Origin of the sequence: Actinoplanes campanulatus (assembly GCF_014647795.1) — a bacterium.
GTDB classification, from domain to species: domain Bacteria; phylum Actinomycetota; class Actinomycetes; order Mycobacteriales; family Micromonosporaceae; genus Actinoplanes; species Actinoplanes campanulatus.
Genome location: NZ_BMPW01000001.1, coordinates 1,057,681 through 1,075,858, shown reverse-complemented (window position 1 = coordinate 1,075,858; position 18,178 = coordinate 1,057,681). Strand labels below are relative to the sequence as shown.

17 protein-coding genes are annotated in these 18,178 nt (G+C 71.9%); 9 read left to right on the top strand and 8 right to left on the bottom strand.

All coding sequences use genetic code 11. The features are described 5' to 3' along the window. Positions 1–84 precede the first annotated feature (84 nt). The 3 genes from IEZ13_RS04800 (at position 85) to IEZ13_RS04790 (ending at position 3,948) form a co-directional block, all read left to right on the top strand. Positions 85–414 carry an ArsR/SmtB family transcription factor gene (locus IEZ13_RS04800; protein ID WP_183216992.1) on the top strand — a complete coding sequence of 110 codons (330 nt, stop codon included), beginning with the start codon at positions 85–87 and terminating at the stop codon, positions 412–414. A gap of 8 nt (positions 415–422) precedes the next feature. Beyond that, positions 423–695: a hypothetical protein gene (locus IEZ13_RS04795; protein ID WP_229794459.1), complete on the top strand. Its 273-nt coding sequence runs from the start codon at positions 423–425 to the stop codon at positions 693–695. 85 nt (positions 696–780) lie between these two features. Continuing rightward, positions 781–3,948: a non-ribosomal peptide synthetase gene (locus IEZ13_RS04790; protein ID WP_183216988.1), complete on the top strand. Its 3,168-nt coding sequence runs from the start codon at positions 781–783 to the stop codon at positions 3,946–3,948. 69 nt (positions 3,949–4,017) lie between these two features. On the opposite strand, the gene IEZ13_RS04785 is transcribed toward IEZ13_RS04790, so the two are convergent. Then, a complete protein-coding gene (locus IEZ13_RS04785) occupies positions 4,018–5,304 on the bottom strand; it encodes a lamin tail domain-containing protein (protein WP_229794439.1) in 1,287 nt (428 codons plus the stop codon). Positions 5,305–5,615: 311 nt separating this feature from the next. Here IEZ13_RS04785 and IEZ13_RS04780 point away from each other — a divergent pair, with 311 nt between their 5' ends. Beyond that, positions 5,616–6,371 carry a pentapeptide repeat-containing protein gene (locus IEZ13_RS04780; protein WP_183216986.1) on the top strand — a complete coding sequence of 252 codons (756 nt, stop codon included), beginning with the start codon at positions 5,616–5,618 and terminating at the stop codon, positions 6,369–6,371. 9 nt (positions 6,372–6,380) lie between these two features. Further along, entirely contained in the window at positions 6,381–7,595 is a 1,215-nt protein-coding gene (locus IEZ13_RS04775) for a TerC family protein (RefSeq protein WP_183216984.1), read from the top strand. Here the strand turns inward: IEZ13_RS04775 and IEZ13_RS04770 are convergent. Next, positions 7,584–8,432 carry a translation initiation factor 2 gene (locus IEZ13_RS04770; RefSeq protein WP_183216981.1) on the bottom strand — a complete coding sequence of 283 codons (849 nt, stop codon included), beginning with the start codon at positions 8,430–8,432 and terminating at the stop codon, positions 7,584–7,586. The genes IEZ13_RS04775 and IEZ13_RS04770 overlap by 12 nt on opposite strands. A 160-nt stretch (positions 8,433–8,592) precedes the next feature. After that, positions 8,593–9,444, bottom strand: a complete 852-nt coding sequence (locus IEZ13_RS04765) for a spermidine synthase (protein WP_183216979.1) — start codon at positions 9,442–9,444, stop codon at positions 8,593–8,595. 81 nt (positions 9,445–9,525) lie between these two features. Here IEZ13_RS04765 and IEZ13_RS04760 point away from each other — a divergent pair, with 81 nt between their 5' ends. From IEZ13_RS04760 to IEZ13_RS04750, 3 genes are all read left to right on the top strand, one after another. Continuing rightward, entirely contained in the window at positions 9,526–11,076 is a 1,551-nt protein-coding gene (locus IEZ13_RS04760) for a DUF1800 domain-containing protein (protein WP_229794438.1), read from the top strand. A gap of 4 nt (positions 11,077–11,080) precedes the next feature. Continuing rightward, positions 11,081–12,346, top strand: a complete 1,266-nt coding sequence (locus IEZ13_RS04755) for a DUF1501 domain-containing protein (RefSeq protein WP_229794437.1) — start codon at positions 11,081–11,083, stop codon at positions 12,344–12,346. A gap of 63 nt (positions 12,347–12,409) precedes the next feature. Further along, positions 12,410–12,748 (top strand): hypothetical protein, encoded by a 339-nt coding sequence (locus IEZ13_RS04750; protein WP_183216978.1) that lies wholly within the window; start codon positions 12,410–12,412, stop codon positions 12,746–12,748. On the opposite strand, the gene malQ is transcribed toward IEZ13_RS04750, so the two are convergent. After that, positions 12,703–14,712 carry a 4-alpha-glucanotransferase gene (gene malQ, locus IEZ13_RS04745; RefSeq protein ID WP_183216976.1) on the bottom strand — a complete coding sequence of 670 codons (2,010 nt, stop codon included), beginning with the start codon at positions 14,710–14,712 and terminating at the stop codon, positions 12,703–12,705. The genes IEZ13_RS04750 and malQ overlap by 46 nt on opposite strands. An 84-nt stretch (positions 14,713–14,796) precedes the next feature. On the opposite strand from malQ, the gene IEZ13_RS04740 reads away from it, so the two are divergent. Beyond that, positions 14,797–15,030, top strand: a complete 234-nt coding sequence (locus IEZ13_RS04740) for a hypothetical protein (protein ID WP_183217255.1) — start codon at positions 14,797–14,799, stop codon at positions 15,028–15,030. Between the two features lie 22 nt (positions 15,031–15,052). Here IEZ13_RS04740 and IEZ13_RS04735 read toward each other — a convergent pair whose 3' ends face one another. The 4 genes from IEZ13_RS04735 to hisN form a co-directional block, all read right to left on the bottom strand. After that, positions 15,053–15,814, bottom strand: coding sequence for a carbohydrate-binding protein (locus IEZ13_RS04735; protein ID WP_183216974.1), 762 nt, complete (start codon positions 15,812–15,814; stop codon positions 15,053–15,055). A gap of 85 nt (positions 15,815–15,899) precedes the next feature. Then, positions 15,900–16,457, bottom strand: coding sequence for a DUF5709 domain-containing protein (locus IEZ13_RS04730; RefSeq protein ID WP_183216972.1), 558 nt, complete (start codon positions 16,455–16,457; stop codon positions 15,900–15,902). Between the two features lie 29 nt (positions 16,458–16,486). After that, on the bottom strand, positions 16,487–17,203 hold the full coding sequence (locus IEZ13_RS04725; RefSeq protein WP_229794436.1) for an ATP-binding protein: 717 nt from the start codon (positions 17,201–17,203) through the stop codon (positions 16,487–16,489). 143 nt (positions 17,204–17,346) lie between these two features. Next, positions 17,347–18,147: a histidinol-phosphatase gene (gene hisN, locus IEZ13_RS04720; RefSeq protein WP_183216968.1), complete on the bottom strand. Its 801-nt coding sequence runs from the start codon at positions 18,145–18,147 to the stop codon at positions 17,347–17,349. Positions 18,148–18,178: the final 31 nt, after the last annotated feature.

Genomic DNA, 18,178 nt, shown 5'->3' with positions numbered 1-18,178 from the left:
ATTCTCTGACACCTGTCATGTCTCATTGACACCTCTCCGCGCGTGTGAAAGGCTCTGCATGCGCCGGAAATGAGGTTCACGCGGATGGATGTCACAGGGGATGACCTGCTGAAAATGCTGACGGCGCTGAGCAATCAGCACCGTCTCAGGATCGTGGGGCTGCTCTCCGTCGAGCGTGACTATGTCAGCCGGTTGGCGGGGCGCCTGGGCATGAGCCGGCCGCTCCTGCACATGCACCTCGCCCGGCTGGAGGCCGCGGGCCTCATCGAGGGGAGCCTCGAGCTGTCCGCGGATGGCAAGGCGATGAAGTTCTTCGAGGTCACACCGTTCGCGCTGCATCTGACACCGGAGTCGGTGGCGGAGGCGGTGAAGACGCTGAGTGACGACCGGCGCGGCGATGGCGACGAGAAGTGAAGGCGATGGTGAGTGCGTTGGGTTCCACGAGCGACGACTGGGTGGGCGTGCTGGCTGCCGCCGGGATCTTCGCGGTGCTCATCGTGATCGTGTGGCAGGTCGCCGCCACCTGGCGGGCGCGCCTGGCCGCGGCCCGCGAGAAGCAGTACCAGGAGCTTGCCGAGAAGTGCGCCCGGCTGCTGGAGGAAAATGCCGAGTTGCAGCGGCGGACCGTCGCCGAGCTCCTCCAGGTGCGGGAGGCCACCTCGGCGATGGAGAAGATGATGCGCGAGGTCGGGTGACACCAGAAATATAGGCCTCATCGACACAGTGGAGCCCTGCGATTCCCCCGTATCCAGGGCTCCACTGTCGTGAGATGAGAGACCTATGCAGCTACCTTTGTCAGCCGGGCAGATGGGCATCTGGCTCGGGCACGAACTCGACCCGACCGGGCACGCCTACAACATCGCCGAGTTAACCGAGGTGGACGGCGAGCTGGACCAGGACGCCTTCGAGCAGGCCTGGTCCCGCGTCCTGGAGGAGGCGCCCACCTTCAAGGCGATCGCGGTCCGCCGCGACGACCAGGGCGAACTCCGCCTGATCATCAACGACGCGCGTGCCGGGATCAGCCGCGTCGACCTGCGCGCCGCACCGGACCCGGAGGCCGCCGCCCGGCGGTTCATCCAGGCGGACATGGACCAGCGGATCGACCTGGAGGCCGGGGGCCTGTTCACCTTCGCGCTGCTGCGGGTCGCCGACCGGCGCTTCCTGTACTACGCCCGCGGGCACCACATCGCCTGCGACGGCTACGCGGCCTCGCTGCTGTTCCGCAAGATCGGCGTCTACTACACCGAGATCGTGACCGGGGAGCCGGTCGACGGCGCGCCGCCGGTCGCCGGGCCGCTGGCCGAGACGCTGGCCGCCGACATCGAGTACCGCGAGGGCTCCGACTTCCAGGAGGACCTGCGGTTCTGGCGCGAGCACGCGGGCTCGGCCAGCCCGGTCAAGCTCAGCGACCACTGGGCCACCCGCGGTCCGGCCGCACCCGACCCGGGCGTCGTGCACCTGCGCCGTTCCGGCCACGTCACTCCGGGGCAGACCGGCGCCATCGCCGAGGTGGCCCGCGAGCTGCGGACCCGCTGGCCGGTCCTGCTGATCGCCGCCACCGCGGCCTTCCTGCACCGCTGCACCGGGCGTACCGACGTGGTCCTCGGCGTGCCGGTCACCGGCCGGACCAGCAAGCTGCTGCGGGCCACCCCGAACCTGTCCTCCAACGTCGTGCCGCTGCGCGTCGAGGTGAACCCGGGCGACACCCTGCGCGAGCTCGTGCCCCGGGTCTCCGGCGAGTTGCGGCAGGCGCTGCGCCACCAGCGGTGCCGCTTCGAGGACTGGCAGCCGGAGCGCACCGCCGGCACCGGCTGGGGCACGGTCGTCAACGTGATGGCGTTCGACTACCAGGTGACGCTCGCCGGGATTCCCACCGTCACCCACAACCTCTCCCTCGGGCCGGTCGACGACCTGTCGCTCGGCTTCTACGACCGGGGTGACGGCAGCGGCTGGCGGCTCGACGTGGACGGCAACCCGGACCGCTGGTCGCGCGACGACCTCGCCACGGTCCAGGGCCTCTACCAGCGGTTTCTGCTGGCCGTGACGGCCCTGCCGGACGCCGCCGTGGGCCTGTTCGAGCTGACCACCGCGGACGAGCGGCGGCGGATGCTGATCGAGTGGAACGGGTCGCCGGCCGCCGCTCCGCGGGGCGACCTGGCCACCGCCTTCGCCCGGCAGGCGGCGCTCACCCCGGAGGCGGTCGCCGTCGTCGACGGGACCCGGGAGATCACGTACGCGCGGCTGGACGCCGCCGCCGACGCGCTCGCCACCCGGCTGGTGAACCGGGGGATCCGGGCCGAGGAGCCGGTGGGCATCCTGGCCGAGCGCTCGGCGCTGGTCGTGCTGACCACGCTGGCCATCATCAAGGCCGGCGGGGCCTACCTCCCGCTGCGGCCCACCGATCCGCCCGCCCGGCAGGAGGCGATGCTGGCCGACGCCGGGGTCCGCCTGCTGCTCACCGACGCGCCCGCCGGGCTCCCGGTCGAGGTGCTCTCCGTGTCGGCCGCCGACCTGGACGCGCCGGCCCCGGCCGTCACCCCGTCGCGGCCCGGTGACCCGGACCGGCTGGCCTACATCATGTACACCTCGGGATCCACCGGGCGGCCCAAGGGCGTCGCCATCACCCACGGCAACGTGCTGGCCTTCGCCTCGCACGGGCGGTGGCGCGACGGTGACCACGAGCGGGTCCTGATGCACTCCTCGCACGCCTTCGACGCGTCGACGTACGAGATCTGGGTCCCCCTGCTCGCCGGCGGCCGGATCGTGGTGGCTCCGCCCGGGCAGCTCACCACCGACGAGGTGGCCCGCCTGGTCCAGGCGCACGGCGTGACCGCGGCCTTCCTCACCACCTCGCTGTTCAACCTGATCGCCGGCACCCGGGCGGCGGCGTTCGCCGGGCTGCGCACGGTGCTCACCGGCGGCGAGGCGGCGTCCGGTGAGGCGATGCGGGCGGTTCGGGCGGCCTGCCCCGGCACGAAGCTGGTCAACGCGTACGGGCCGACCGAGACCACCACGTTCGCCACGCTCATGCCGGTGGACGAGGTCGACGGGGTGCCGCCGATCGGAGCGCCGCTGGACGCCACGCAGGTGTACGTGCTCGGCCCGGATCTGCGCCCGGTGCCGGCCGGTGTCTCCGGCGAGCTCTACCTGGCCGGATGGGCGAACGCCCGCGGCTATCTGAACCGGCCGGCCGTCACCGCCGAGCGGTTCGTGGCCTCGCCGTTCGGCCCGCCCGGCTCGCGGCTGTACCGCACCGGCGACATCGTCCGCTGGCGTGCGGACGGCGTCATCGAGTACGTGGGCCGTGGCGACCAGCAGGTGAAGATCCGTGGCTTCCGGATCGAGCTGGGCGAGGTCGAGGCGGCGCTCACCCGGCTGCCGGAGATCTCGCAGGCCTACGCCACCGCCCAGGAGACCGCCCCGGGCGTGAAGCGGCTGGTGGCCTATGTGGTGGGCGCCGAGGGACACACCCCGGAGCCGGCCGCGGTCCGCGAGGGCCTGCGCGACACCATGCCGGACTTCATGATCCCCGCCGTCGTCATGGTCCTGCCCGCGCTGCCGCTCAACGCCAACGGGAAGGTGGACCGCAAGGCCCTGCCCGACCCCGAGGTCACCGTGAACCTGGGCCGGGAGGCGTCCGGCGCCGCCGAGCGGGCGCTGGCCACCGCCTTCGCCGAGGCGCTGTCGGTCACCCGGGTCGGCGCCTCCGACTCGTTCTTCGACCTGGGCGGCGACAGCATCCGGGCGATCCAGGTGGTCACCCGGTCGCGCAGCGCCGGCTGGCAGATCAGCGTGAGCGACGTGCTGACCCTGCACACGGTCGAGCGGATCGCCGAGAAGGCGGTGCCGGCCGGCCCGGAGACCGCCGCCGGGCCCTCCGCCGAGGATCTCCTCGCGCTGGACGACGACGACCTGGCGGCCCTGGTCTCGGCCCTCGCCGAGGACTGACCCCTCCGGAAAGACGAAACGGCCCTCCGGGTTGCTCCCGGAGGGCCGTCGTCGTGTCGCTACGACTGATCAGCAGTTGGTGTAGCCGCTGCCCGGCTTCGTCCACTTGCAGGTGTCGATCGTCTTGTTGGCGCTGGTGCGCACGTAGGCGACGTCGCCGCCGTTGTTCCACACGTGCTTGGTCTTGCCCCAGTAGCGGGTGGACGAGGTGTTCGAGCCCTTACCGGTGCGGACGTAGACGTTCTTGCCCGCGCCCAGGTAGTAGTTCGCGGTGAACCGGTAGAGGTTTCCGGCGGCGTCCCGCACGATCCAGCCCTTGAGGTTGACGGTGCTCTTGGTCTTGTTCGTGAGGCGGAAGTACTCGCCGTTGATGCTCTTGTTGGTCTTCTTGTCCACGCCGGGAGCGTTGTACTGGATCCGGGTGAACTGGATCGAACCCACCGCGGGGCCGGCCGGGGTCGTCGCCGGAGGCTTGGTCGGCGACGTGGTCGGGGGCTTGGTGGGCGTCGTCGTCGGCGGAGTGGTGGTCGGCGGCGTCGTCGTCGGCGGGGTGGTGGTGGTCGGCGGCGTCGTCGTCGGCGGCGTCACCACACCGGTGTCGTACACCGGCGACGGGAGCCGGTTGGCCGGCGGCACCCCGTGGCTGCTGCCGCTACCGACGGTGGCCGGCTGGTTCTCCGAGTAGTTCGCGACGATGTAGTTGGACTCGTCCGCCCAGTCCGTGTCGTCGCCCTCGAGGAACGCCCGGTAGTACGAGGTGCCGGCCGGCTGGCTCGCGGCCGAGCCGCTCCAGGTGGCGGCGTTTCCGTCCTGGACGGTCGCGCCCGTGGTCACGTTCCTGACCCAGGTGCCGCCGTCGTAGCGCTGGATCTCGATCGGCAGGCCCGGCTGCGACGGGTCGGTGCTGACGTCGAAGTTCACCGTCGTGCCGCTGACGCTGACACTGAGGTCCGCCTTGACGCGCAGCGGCGCCTTGCGGATCTGCGAGTAGTCGCTGCCCACGCCGACCATGAACACGTGGCCCGAGTCGAGGTTGCGACTGATGGTCCACTGGCCGCTGGAGTTGGCCGTGGTGTGGACGAAACCGCCGTTGTCGTAGTCGACGGCCTTCTCCTGGGAGAGCCGCGCCTTGTCCCAGTCGGCACCCCACACGTACGCGTACTCGTAGAGCTCGACCGTGGAGTTGGGCGCCGCCGTGCCGGTGAGCGCGACCGGCCCGAACGCGGTCCGCAACGGGACGATGTTGAAGGTCGGCGCGGTCGCGGCCGACACCGGGCTGACGCCGAACACCGCCGCGGTGGCGGCCAGTGCACCGGCGGCGACGCTGCCGAGAATCGTTTTCGGTCGTCTTTGCATGTCGTTAGAGATCCTCCGTGGTGAGGGCAGCACCCAGAGCGCCCGCTCCGGCATTGAACGTCGACGCTATCGAGAATCGATGCGCATGGTTATCGTTCATCCCGCCTGGGCACCCTACCCGCTGGTGCTACCCGCATGTCGTCCCTCACGGCACGCAGTGATCAAAAGCGCAGGTAAACGGCCCGATGAACCGCTGTCGGTAAAGTGACGCAGGTACCGGCCACGGTGATATTGGGCGATTTCAGTCAGCCGCCCGATTTCGCCGATAACGGCCCGGTGCGCGAAACCCGCAGTTCTATGAATCGGATGACATGACTGACTTGACTGCTGATTGTGCGCGGTGCGCTGCACTCTGTTGTGTCGCCCCGGCCTTCGCCCGTTCCTCGGATTTCGCCGTCGACAAGCCGGCCGGCCAGCCCTGCCGCAACCTGGGCGCCGACTTCCGCTGCACCATTCACGAACGGCTGGAACAGCGCGGTTTCCACGGCTGCGTGGTGTTCGACTGCTTCGGCGCGGGTCAGCGCATCACCCAGGAGACGTTCGGCGGGCGGGACTGGCGGTCCACCCCGGGAATCGCCGGGGACATGTTCGCGGTGCTGCCGGTGATGCGTCAGTTGCACGAATTGATGTGGTACCTCACCGAGGCGCTGGAACTGGCCGAGACGCGGAAGCTGCACCCCGAACTGCGAGCCGCTCTCGACGAGACCGATGCGATGGCGGGCCGGTCGCCGGCCGAATTGCGAGAAATGGACGTGGACGCGTACCGGGGAAGGGTTGTTCCGCTTCTGCGCAGAGCGAGTGAAATGGCCCGGGCGAGCCGCCGGGGGCCGGACCACAGCGGCGCCCGCCTGATCGGCCGCCGCATGCGCGGCGCCGATCTGCGCGGCGCCAGTTTCCGCGGCGCGCTTCTCATCGGCGCCGATCTGCGCGACGCCGACCTGCGCCGGGCCGATTTCACCGGGGCCGACATGCGCGGTACGGATCTGCGCGGCGCGAATCTGAACGGGGCTCTCTTCCTGACCCCGTCCCAGTTGCGTGCCGCAGTGACGGACGACGATCGACCCTAGGATGGGTGGATGCAGCAGGTGTCCGGCGTGGTGTGGGTTCTGACCGTCCTCGGAATCGTCGGTCTCCTGCTGTTCGACTTCTTCTTCCACGTCCGCAAGGCGCACGTGCCCCGGCTGCGCGAGGCCGCCCTGTGGACCTCCGTCTACGTCTCCGTCGCCATTCTGTTCGGGGTCGGGGTGTGGGTGTTCGGCGGTTCCACGATGGGCGCCGAGTACTTCGCGGGATACGTCACCGAGGAGGCGCTCTCGGTCGACAACCTGTTCGTCTTCCTGCTGCTGCTGGGCAGTTTCAAGGTGCCCCGGGCGGACCAGCAGAAGGTGCTGCTCTTCGGGATCGTGGTCTCGCTGCTGGCCCGGACCGGGTTCATCCTGCTCGGCGCCGCGCTGATCAACTCGTTCGCCTGGATCTTCTACCTGTTCGGCCTGATCCTGCTGGTCACCGCGGGGAACCTGCTGAGGGAGAAGCATGACGGCGAGGGCGAGCCGCCGAACAACATCGTGATCCGGCTGGCCCGCCGGTTCCTGCACACCTCGGAGACGTACGACGGGGACAAGCTCTTCACCCACCAGGACGGCAAGCGGGTGCTCACCCCGATGCTGCTGGTCATGGTGGCGATCGGCGGCACCGACATCCTCTTCGCGCTGGACTCGATCCCGGCCATCTTCGGCCTCACCCAGAACGTCTACCTGGTCTTCACCGCCACCGCCTTCTCCCTGCTCGGGCTGCGGCAGCTGTACTTCCTGATCGACGGGCTGCTGGACCGGCTGGTCTACCTGTCCTACGGGCTGGCCGCGATCCTCGCGCTGATCGGCGTGAAACTGGTGCTGCACGCCCTGCACGAGAACAACGTGCCGTTCATCAACGGCGGCGAGCCGGTCGAAGTGGTCGAGATCCCGACCGCCGTGTCGCTCGGCGTCATCGTCGGCGTCCTGCTGATCACCGTGATCGCCTCGCTGCTCAGCCCCAAGGGCCGGGCCCGCACCTCGGTGGCCGCGGCCCGCCGGCACGCCACCGAGTTCCTCGACGTCGAGACCGATCCGGCCTACTGCGACGAGATCTACCACCGGCTGCTGGCCGAGGAGGAGAATCTCAAGCGCCTGCCGGAGCGGTACCGGGCCCGGGTCCGGGAGCAGGCCGAACTCATGGACCTGCTCCAGCGGGCACACCGGCGGCACGGCGAGCGGGTCGCCGCGGGGCACTGCTTCGCCCCGTCAGCGACCTGAGCGGTAATCCTCGTCGAGGTAGGCGGAGAGGTTCGTCTGCCCGCCCTCGGGAGCCTCCGAGACCAGGTTGGCCACCCGTGCCGCCAGGCTGGCCGCGCGCGACGCCAGATCCGGCTCGGCGCTGCGGGAGTCCCGCTCGGCGCGCATCGCCTCCTCCGCGCGGAGCGCGTCGGCCTCCCGGCCGGGACGATCGGCGTACGCGCGGGGTCCGGAGACCGGGGCGTCCTCCTGATGGACCGGCTCCGGCTCGGGCTCGGGAAGCTCCGGGGCGGGCACCGGCACCGAGCCGAGCACCGTCACGGTCTGACCCGCGCCGCCCTGGAAGTTGCTGAACTCGGGGCCGATCGCCAGGCGGGACAGCATTCGCACCTGCGGCGCCGGGACGCCGATCAGGTCGGCGTTCTCCACCCGGAAGTGGGCGATGGTCTTCCGCAGCAGGTTGGCGAGCCGGTCCGCGTCGCCGACCGTCGCCAGGTCGCCGCCCGCGAAGATCAGCGCCGGATAGGTGCCGGCCGGGCCGACGCAGACGAGCTGGATCTGGGTGACCGTGGCGTTGCGGCCGGTCTCCCGGTTGCCGGGCTGCACACGCAGGTGCTGCGGCCAGAGCCAGAACAACTCGCCACTACTCTGCGTTCCGTCGGCCACGTGCACGTACCGGACCCGGCGATCCGTGACGATGACGTCGGTCTCCTCCGGAAGCGTCCACCGGGGCAGCGACGAGGCCTCGTCGAACGCGTACTCGGCGACGGCGCAGCGACCGCGCCACAGCACCCGCTCACCGCTGTCGAGCGGTCCGAGGTCCGTGCCGATGGCGGACAGGAAGTGCTGGTGGTACATGTTCGCCTTCCCCCGGTGGTCGCCGCGATCAGGATCTCGCGGCAACATCGATTACAACCGGCTACCGCCGGTGTTGCCAGTGGCCGGGCGTGAATCACACCCGAACTCGAGAATTCGACACAACACGGTGATCATTGGTGCACCTTCGGCCTCTCGGTGGTTACTTTCGGTTACCGAAAAGGCCTTCCGGTGGCAGGGGAGAGGCTACCGCCGCGGAGTCAGGAACGGGTGCCGCTCCGGCCGCGAACCGGTCCAGATCCGTCTCCACCCGGCCCGGGAACCAGTCCCCCGCGGCGCGCCGGGACAGCTCGGCGACCGGCGGCGGGGTACGCCCGGCGACCACCACGAGATTGCCGAAGCGCCGCCCGCGCAGCACCCCGGCGTCGGCCACCAGGCAGGCCTCCGGCAGCGCGGCCCGGATCGTGGCCACCTGACCGCGGGCGAACCGCAGCGGCGGGCCGTCGGCCACGTTGGCGATCAGCCGGCCGGCCGGATCCAGGATCCGTGCCAGCTCGCCGGCGAACTCGGCCGAGGCGAGGTGGGCGGGTGTGCGGGCGCCTGCGAAGACGTCCAGGACGATCAGGTCGTAGCCGGAGTCGCGCATCCCCTCCACGGCGGCCCGGGCGTCCGCGACCCGGACCCGGATGTTGGCCGAGGACGGCAGGGGCAGCGCCGAGCGGACCAGCTCGACCAGCGGCCCGTCGATCTCCACGACCCGCTGCGCCGAACCGGGCCGGGTGGTGGCCACATAGCGCGGCAGCGTCAGCGCGCCGCCGCCCAGGTGCAGCACCCGCAGCGGGCGGCCCGCCGGGGCCGCCAGATCGATCGCGGCCGCCATCCGCCGGATGTACTCGAACTGCAGGTGGGTGGGGTCGGCCAGGTCGACGTGCGACTGCGGGGCGCCGTCCAGCAGCAGGGTCCACGCGGTGTCCCGGTCCGGGTCGGGGACCAGCTCGGCGACCCCGGAGGCGACCGTCTCCACCCGCCGTCGCGACGCCCTGCGCTGTGCCATCCGGCCAGTATCCCGGTAGCAGGTGGGTAGCGCGGAGCGGGGAACCCACAGGTCTCAGCGGAAACACCCGACCTCTGACCTGTGAGCATCTTCGAGCAGACGGTGACGCGCCGGGGCGTCGTGGGCGGGATGGCCGCGGTCGGCGCCGCGGCCGCCCTGGCCACCGGCACGCCTGCCGTCGCCGCCGTCGCCGCGCCGGCCCCGGCCGCCTTCCTGCCCACCGACCCGCTGCTGCACCTGCTGCGCCGGGCCACCTTCGGGCCCAGCCCGTCCTCGATCGCCGAGATCCGGCGGCTGGGCGCCAAGGCGTGGCTGGACCGGCAGCTCGACCCGTCCTCGATCGCCGACCCGGTGGCCGACGGCGTGCTCGCCCGTCTGCCGCTGGCCCGGCTGAGCATCGACGGGATCCGTGCCCGGGTCGCCGCCGGCACCCTCAAGCAGCACAGCTGGGAGCCGATGTGGCAGCTCGGCTTCGCGGCTGTGACCCGGGCCCTCTGGAGCGAGCGGCAGCTGCTCGAGGTGATGACCGACTTCTGGAGCAACCACCTCAACGTGACCTGCCCGTCCGGTGACGTCTGGGACAGCCGGATCGACTACGACACGATGATCCGGCAGCACGCCCTCGGGAGGTTCTCCGACCTGCTCAAGGCGTCGGCCCGGCACCCGGCGATGCTCACCTACCTGGACAACCGCTACTCGACCCGGACCGCGCCCAACGAGAACTACGGGCGGGAGCTGCTGGAACTGCACACCGTAGGGCTGGCGTACACCGAGGCCGACGTGAAGAACGCCGCCCGGCTGCTCACCGGCCTGACCGTGGACCGGGCCACCGGCAGGTACCGGTACGACGGCGCCGAGCACGGGACCGGGGCGATCCGGGTGCTCGACTTCCAGCACGCCAACACCACCGCGACCGGGGGCGAGGCGGCCGCGCTGGCCCTGCTCGACCACCTGGCGATGCACCCGTCGACCGCCCGCCGGATCGTCACCAAGCTGTGCGTCCGTTTCGTTGCCGACGAGCCGCCCGCCTCGCTGATCACCAGGTTGGTCAAGGTCTACCTCGACAACCGGTCGGCGATCGCACCGGTGCTGCGGGCGCTGTTCGGGTCCGCCGAGTTCACGGCGTCGATCGGGGCCAAGACCCGGACACCGTACGAGGACCTGGCGGCGACCGTGCGCATCCTCGGCTACGGCCCGGCCACCAGCGGCACCAAGTTCCTGGAGAGTCTCTACGGGATGGCGCGCGACGCCGGTCAGGCGCCGCTGTCCTGGGGGCCGCCGAGCGGCTACCCGGACGTGGCCGCCGCCTGGGACTCGCCGTCCGGGCTGCTGGTGCGGTGGAACTCCCACCTGTCGATCGCGGCCGGCTGGTGGCCGGAGACGCTGGTCCGGCCCGCGTCACTGCTCACCGGGATGGTGGGCGCGCTGCCGGCGACCTACGGCGCGCTGATCGAGAAGACCGCGGTCCGCCTGTGCGGAATCGCTCCCACCGCGAGCCAGATCGCCGCGCTGGCCGAGTTCTACGGAAAGACGCCGGCGTCGCCGCTCAAGGCGAACGACCCGGCGGCCGGTTGGATGTATCCGTACCTGATGGGGATGCTGCTCAACTCCCCGTCCTTCGCGTTGAGGTGAGCCTGTGACGACTTCCGTGTGTGGATGCGAGGACAACCGGCAGGCCGTGCTCTCCCGGCGGCGGCTGCTGGCGGGCGGCGCCGCGGTGGCCGCCGGAGTGGCCGGGGCCACCGTCGACACCGGGTACGCGTTCGCCGCCGACCCGGCGTACGCCGGTGACGTGCTGGTCCTGATCTCGCTGCGGGGCGGCTTCGACGGGCTGTCCGCCGTGGTGCCGGCCGGCGACCCCGCCTACTACGCCGCCCGGCCGACCATCGGGGTGCCGAAGGCGCAGCTGATCGGCGGCGACGCGTTCTTCGGGCTGAACCCGGGGCTGGCGCCATTGCTGCCGTACTGGACCGGCAAGCAGCTCGCCGCGGTGCACGCGGTCGGCCAGCCGGCGCCGAACCGGTCGCATTTCTCCGCGATGGAGGAGCTGGAGCGGGCGGCCCCCGGCACCTCGCTGCGGACCGGCTGGCTGAACCGGATGCTCGGCACGGTCGGCTCCGGCGACCCGTTCCAGGCGGTCGCGATGGGAACCGCCATGCCGGCCCGGGTGCTGGGCGGGCCGGCGCCGTACGTCGGGGTCACCGCGATCGACCGGATGGCGCTCACCGGGGAACAGGCCGACCGGCCGATCGCCGCCACCATGACCAAGCTGTTCGAGGGCGCGCCCACCTCGCTCCGGGGCACCGTCGGGCAGTTGACCGGCGGCCTGCAACAGGTCGCGAAACTGCGGGCCAAGGCGTACACGCCGGCCAACGGCGCGGTCTACCCGGGCAGCGACCTCGGCAACGCGCTGCGCGACGTGGCCCGGCTGGTCAAGACGAACAGCGGGCTGCGGAGCGCGACGGTCGACTCCGGCGACTGGGACATGCACGAGAACCTCGGCGTCGCGGCGCCCGGCAAACGGATGTACGACCAGCTCAAGGCGTTCGCCACCGCGCTCGCCGCGTTCGCCGCCGACCTGGGCCCGGAGCACCTGCGCCGGGTCACCGTGATCACGATCAGCGAGTTCGGGCGCCGGGTGGCGCAGAACGGCTCGGGCGGCCTGGACCACGGCTACGGCAACGCCATGTTCGTGCTCGGCGGCAACGTCAAGGGCGGCAAGGTGTACGGCCGGTGGCCCGGACTGACCGCGGCCCAGCTGCGTGACGGCGACCTGGCGGTGACCACCGACTACCGCGCGGTGATCGGCGAGATCCTGCGCTCCCGGTGCGGGGTGGGCGACCTGAACGGCGTGTTCCCCGGCGTCACCGCGGCGGGCCTGGGGATCGTCACCGCAAGGTGACGAACCCTACGATATTCGGCAAAACCTCTATAAGCCCCATCAGGTGCGTTCCACACTGATCGCATGTTGAGCAACCTGCTTGCCGAGATCATCGGCGCGCAGCGGCGGCCGCCCGCCACGGACCGGTCACCGGCCGGGCCGCCGCTGCGGATCCGCCGCCACGCCGCGGCCGAGGGCGCGCCGTTCTGGCGGTGGGACTGCTCGGGCTGCGGCGAGTACGGCGGTGGCCAGCACCACGACGACGCCGTCAGCCGGGCACTGCGGCACTGCCGGGAACACCCGGAGCACCGCTCCTCCCTGGTCCCACCGGCCTGCTGCCGGCAGGAGCGCACCTACCTGCCGCTGCACCCGATGCTCTACGCGCTCGACGACGACCCGCCGCCGGAGCCGCTGGCGACCTGAGCGGTCCCGGCCGCCGGATGCCGGCCCGGCAGCGGCCGCTGCCGGCCGCCGAGGATCCCGGCCACCCTGCGGAACAGCGGATCGGCGACCACGCCGGCCACATCCCGGCCGAGCGGGATGCGCCAGTTCGGGTACTCGTCGAAGGTGCCGGGCAGGTTCGGCTGGCGGCGCTCCATCAGGACGTCGTGCAGCGAGGCGACGACGAGACGGCAGGGCGTACGGGCGAGGAACTCGTGCATGGCCGCCACCACCTCCCCGGCCGGCGGCTCGGCCCCGGTCAGCAGGCCCTCGGCGCGCAGCCGGTCCAGCAGCTGCGCCCGGTCCTCCCGCCAGGCCGCCCGCTCCCGCTCGACCGGGCCGGTCAGCTGGCCCAGCGCGGCGCGCACCTCCACCTGCTCGCCGGCCAGGAAGCCGGACGCGGTCGGCAGATCGTGGGTGGAGACGCTGGCCAGCGCGTTACGCGGATATCCGGCCGAAGGACGGTAGCCGCCCGTCTCGTCCCGGGTGAACCAGAGCACCGCCGAGCCCAGCATGTTGGTCCGCTCCAGCCACTCGGTGACCACCGGCATGACCGTCCCGAGGTCCTCGCCGATCACCACGGCCCCGGCCCGGTACGCCTCCAGCGCCAGGATCCCCAGCATCGCCTCCGGGTCGTAGTGCACGTACGTCCCCTTGGCCGCCCCGAGTCCGGACGGCACCCACCACAGCCGCCAGAGCCCCGCCACGTGGTCGACCCGCAGCCCGCCCGCGTGCCGGAAGATCCGCCGCAGCATGTCCCGGTAGGCCGCGTACCCGGTCTCGACCAGCCGGTCCGGCCGCCACGCCACCCCGCCCCACTCCTGGCCGAGCTGGTTGAACGCGTCCGGCGGCGCCCCGGTCCGGGCCTCCATGGCCAGCACGTCCTGGAGCAGCCACCCGTCGGCGCCGCCCGGCTCGACCGCCACCGCGAGGTCGTGCACGATGCCGACCGGCATGCCGTGCTCCCGGGCCGCCTCCCCGGCCGTGTCGAACTGCTCCTCCAGCAGCGCCTGCAACCAGACGTGGAAGGCGATCCGGTCACCGCGGTACGCCAGCACCGCCGGCGCGTCGGGGCGGCGCAGCTCCTTCGGCCACTCCCGCCAGTCCGGCCCGTGCTCCTCGGCCAGCGCGCAGAACCGGGCGAAATCGGTGAGCCCCGGATCCCGGTCCAGGTCGACCGGCCCGGCCAGCGGCCAGAGCAGGTCCAGCGCCGCGAACTTGGCGGCCAGCACGGCGTCGTAGTCGATCAGACCGTCCGCCGGTGGCGCCGGCCGCAGCGCGTCCACCCGGGCCCGCAGCGCCGGATCGGCCCGCTGGTACTCGGCGGTGTCGGCCACCCGCAGGTAGAGCGGGTTGGCGAAGCGCCGGCTCGACGGCGAGTACGGCGACGCCGGCACCGGCCGGGTCGGCGTGACCGCGTGCAGCGGGTTCAGCACCACCAGCCCGGCGCCGGCCGACCCGGCCACGAAGTCGCGCAGGTCACCGAGGTCGCCCATGCCCCACGAGCCGGCCGAGTGGAGCGTGTAGAGCTGCACCATCCAGCCCCAGGTGTCCGGCGGCTCGGGCAGCCGGGTGGGCACCACCACGAGGGTGACCTCCTGGCCGCCGCAGCGCAGCCGGTGCCAGCCCAGCGGCAGGTCATCGGGCAGCCGCCGGTCCACCGTCCGGACGCCGCCGTCCTCCAGCCGGATCTCGGCCGGCCCGGGCAGCGGCCGCCCGGCGCCCTCGCGCAGCACGATCGTGCCGGGCAGCCGGTCAGCGGTGTCCCGGCGCCGGGCCGCGGCCAGCGAGGCACGGACCGCCGCCGGTGTGCCCGCGTCGACGCCCAGCATGCCGAGCACGCCGATCAGCGACTCGGCGGCCACCTCGGTGCGTTTACGCCGCCAGTTCTCGTACCACGTGGCCACCCCGTGTGCCTCGGCCAGCGCCACCAGATTCGCGTCCATCGTCCGTCCCCTTCGGTCGCAACACCTCAGTAAACGATCCCTCACTCGTTGCGTACATCGGTCAGCATGGGGCACATGGCTGACATGACCTCAGTGATCAAGAAGTGGCTCACCGCGGCATTGGCCGGCGTGACGATGGCGTTGCTGGTCCCGGCGGCGGCCTGGGCGTCGACCGGCACCGGCGAGATGGTGATCGAGGCGGCCCGCCGCGGCCGGCGCGGTGGCTTCGGCTTCCTCGGAGCGCTCTGCTGTCTGGCCGTGGTGGGGATCATCGTCATCGTGGTCCTGCTGATCTCCCGCGGCCGCAGGCGCCGCTGAGGGCCTCGACCACGACGTTTCGCTAGACCTTCAGGAACAGCGCCGGCACCAGGTTCGGATCCCAGCCGGGCAGGGACGTGTGCGGCTCGCGCACCCGGTAGACGACGTTCCGCTGGGAGACCAGATCCCCGGTCCGGTAGGCGGTGAACGCCCGCCACGCCGGCGCGGATTTCGACGCGATCGGGGCGGTGGTCCGGGCCGTGACGGTGATCGCGTCGACCACCATGCCGGAGGAGCGGTAGCCGCCGCCGGACGCCGGGTTCAGCACGAAGGAGTACGGCCGGCTGTCCTTCTCGAGGGTGAGCCGGAGCACCTCGCGGCCGTCCAGTGACCAGGTCAGGGTGGCTGGGGTCCAGTCGACGGCGTACGTGTGGAAGTCGTCGCCGTCCACCCGGTCCGAGCCGAGCACCTCGACCTGTCCGTCCGGCGCCCGCCCGTCGGCGCCGAGCACCCCGAGGGGCCGCCGGGCGCCGTCCTCCCGGTTCACCAGGATTCGCGCCTCGGCCCGCCCGTACGCCTGCCCGAAGGTCTTCCGGGTGCGCAGCGCCGAGCCGAGCAGGAGGTGCCCGTCACCGTCCAGCCAGGGGGAGGACCGGCGGTCGCCGTCGGTGTCCCAGCGGCCGGCGTCGGGGGCGTCGCCGCGGTCGCCGGAGAAGTCGTCGCGGAGCACCACGCGGTTCACCGTGTCGGCCACGGCGGCGGCGGGTGTCACCGTCACCGCCGCCGTCCCGGAGACGACCACCACGGCCGCGGCCAGCGCGCGCCGCAGGCTCCCGCTCAGCATCGAACAACCCCCACTCAGATCAGCAGGGTGCACTGTGCGGACCTGGGAGCGCTAACAGCAAGGGTTTCGCGGAGAAATTTATGATCTAGTCGTAGTCCGGCCCACGGGTCTCGTGCATCGCCAGTTCCTCCGCGCTCGCGCCGCCACCGGCGGCGCCCGCGTCGTAGGCGATGCTCTCCGCCTCGTCGTCCCAGCCGGAACCACTGTCCGGCGCGACCAGGCGGCCCACCCGGCGCGGATCGTCGTCGTCCAGCTGGCCGTCGTCGTAGAGTGAGATCGGCGACCGTGGATCAGATGTCGGGCCCTGGCCCCACACGTCCCGGTCCAGGTCACGCCGCTCCGGATCGTCGAGCGTCTCGTTCAGTGGGTCACGGCGCGGCGGGTTGGCCGGCTCGGCCCCGAAGTCCGGCTCCTCCTGGCGCAGCCGACGATCCAGCGACTCGCCCCGGCGCTGCTCCTCGGCGGTGTCGCCGAACCGGTTCGACCCGCCTGGTCCGGTGCCGGCGAGCGCGGCCGGGTCCTGGCCGTCGCTCCACCGCGGGCTGTTCACCTCGTCGTACGCGGTCGAATCGTCATCGGCGGTGTCCGGCAGTCCGGAGGCCTCCGGATCGATGACCTCGGTTGGGTAGTCGTTGTCTCGCATGCCCGTTGACTACCCACGCCCAGGGCGGCTCATGCCCCTTCGAGGCAAGCCCAGACGACCTTCCCGTCGGCCAGTGCCAGATGACCCCAGCGGGCCGAGACCGCGTCGATCAGCAGCAGGCCACGACCACCGTACGAGGTGACCGGCACCGGCCCGGTGAAGCGCGGCGGCACGGGGGAGCCGTCGCGCACCGCCACGCTCATCGTCGCGCCGTGCAGCGCCAGCAGGACCCGCATCGGCGTACCGGCGTGCGCCACCACGTTGTTGACCATCTCGGTCGCCACGATGCAGGCGTTGCCGGCCAGGCCGGGCCGCTCCCAGCGCCCGCACGCCTCGGTGATCATCTCGCGGGCGGCCCGGGCCGCGCCCGCCACCGGATCCAGGTCCAGGCCGGCTCGGTGATCGACGGTCGGCGGGCCCAGGGCCGCGAAGGCGCCGGCCGGATCGGGCCAGACCGGCCATCCGGTGGCGCGCCAGGCCGGTGCGTCGGCCGGGTCGCAGAGCATCAGGTGGCTGCCCGGCCAGTAGCGGGTCTCCTCGCGGATCTCGCGCAGTACACCCACCGCGGCGGCCCGGGACACCCGCAGGTCCGCCACGTCGACCACGAGTGCCTCGGGCTGGGTGGCGAGCACGGCGAGTAACGCCGCGCGGATCGGAGCGGTGGTGTCGTCGTCGAGCACTCCGGTGATCCGGACCAGCGGGTAGCCATGATCACTGTCCACCCGGTGACGAACCTCGCTCGGCATGATCGCTCCATTGTGCATAACACGTCCCGTCCTCGCATTTCGGCGCGTGAGGATCCGGTGCCGCGGTCAGCCGCAAGGGGCGCTACGACGGGCATGTCCGAGGTGGTACCCCGGTCTGGGACGGGTATGCCGGAAAGAGCGGATCAGCTCCGGCGGGCCAGCGCGGTCAGCACGCTTTCGTGCAGTAGACCGTTGGTGCCGATCACCGAACTCTTGTCGGCGGTCGGCCGCCCGTCCAGGTCGGTGATCCGGCCGCCCGCCTCGGTCACGATCGGGATGAGCGCCGCCATGTCCCAGAGCGACAGCTCCGGCTCGGCCATCGCGTCCAGCGCGCCCTCGGCCAACAGCATGTAACCGTAGAAGTCGCCGTAGGCCCGGCTGCGCCACACCCCGAGCAGGATGTCCATCATCTGGTCCAGGCGCCCGATGTCGGCCCAGCCGTTCAGGCTCGCGTAGCAGAAGCTGGCGTCGGTCATCCGGCGCACCGAGGAGACGCTGATCCGGGTCGCCGAGTGCTGGTTCTTCCCGGCGAAGGCGCCCAGGCCGCGACCGGCCCACCAGCGCCGGCCCAGGGCCGGCGCGGACACCAGGCCGACGACCGGGGTGTCACCCTCCATCAGCGCGATCAGGGTGGCCCAGATCGGCACGCCACGGACGAAGTTCTTCGTCCCGTCGATCGGGTCGATCACCCAGTACCGGCTGCCCGGTCCGGCGGCCGCGGCCGACCGGCCGAACTCCTCGCCCAGCACCCCGTCCCGGGGGCGCGCCCGGGCCAGCGTGGAGCGGATCGCCTTCTCCACGGCGGTGTCCGCGTCGGACACCGGGGTGAGATCCGGTTTCGACTCCACCCTCAGGTCGAGCGCGCGGAACCGGGCCATCGAGATGGTGTCGGCCGAGTCGGCGAGGACGTGGGCAAGCGCAAGATCGTCGGCATATCCGGCCATGCCGAAAAGCTAGCCCATCCGGCGCCGGCCA

Bases quoted from the DNA above. Each gene is read 5' to 3' on its own strand.
- IEZ13_RS04800 (WP_183216992.1), top strand. From the start codon at position 85: ATGGATGTCACAGGGGATGACCTGCTGAAAATGCTGACGGCGCTGAGC.
- IEZ13_RS04785 (WP_229794439.1), bottom strand. From the start codon at position 5,304: ATGCAAAGACGACCGAAAACGATTCTCGGCAGCGTCGCCGCCGGTGCA.
- IEZ13_RS04750 (WP_183216978.1), top strand. From the start codon at position 12,410: ATGTTGAGCAACCTGCTTGCCGAGATCATCGGCGCGCAGCGGCGGCCG.
- IEZ13_RS04790 (WP_183216988.1), top strand. From the start codon at position 781: ATGCAGCTACCTTTGTCAGCCGGGCAGATGGGCATCTGGCTCGGGCAC.
- malQ (WP_183216976.1), bottom strand. From the start codon at position 14,712: ATGGACGCGAATCTGGTGGCGCTGGCCGAGGCACACGGGGTGGCCACG.
- IEZ13_RS04740 (WP_183217255.1), top strand. From the start codon at position 14,797: ATGACCTCAGTGATCAAGAAGTGGCTCACCGCGGCATTGGCCGGCGTG.
- hisN (WP_183216968.1), bottom strand. From the start codon at position 18,147: ATGGCCGGATATGCCGACGATCTTGCGCTTGCCCACGTCCTCGCCGAC.
- IEZ13_RS04725 (WP_229794436.1), bottom strand. From the start codon at position 17,203: ATGCCGAGCGAGGTTCGTCACCGGGTGGACAGTGATCATGGCTACCCG.
- IEZ13_RS04770 (WP_183216981.1), bottom strand. From the start codon at position 8,432: ATGTACCACCAGCACTTCCTGTCCGCCATCGGCACGGACCTCGGACCG.
- IEZ13_RS04765 (WP_183216979.1), bottom strand. From the start codon at position 9,444: ATGGCACAGCGCAGGGCGTCGCGACGGCGGGTGGAGACGGTCGCCTCC.
- IEZ13_RS04780 (WP_183216986.1), top strand. From the start codon at position 5,616: ATGACTGACTTGACTGCTGATTGTGCGCGGTGCGCTGCACTCTGTTGT.
- IEZ13_RS04730 (WP_183216972.1), bottom strand. From the start codon at position 16,457: ATGCGAGACAACGACTACCCAACCGAGGTCATCGATCCGGAGGCCTCC.
- IEZ13_RS04775 (WP_183216984.1), top strand. From the start codon at position 6,381: ATGCAGCAGGTGTCCGGCGTGGTGTGGGTTCTGACCGTCCTCGGAATC.
- IEZ13_RS04735 (WP_183216974.1), bottom strand. From the start codon at position 15,814: ATGCTGAGCGGGAGCCTGCGGCGCGCGCTGGCCGCGGCCGTGGTGGTC.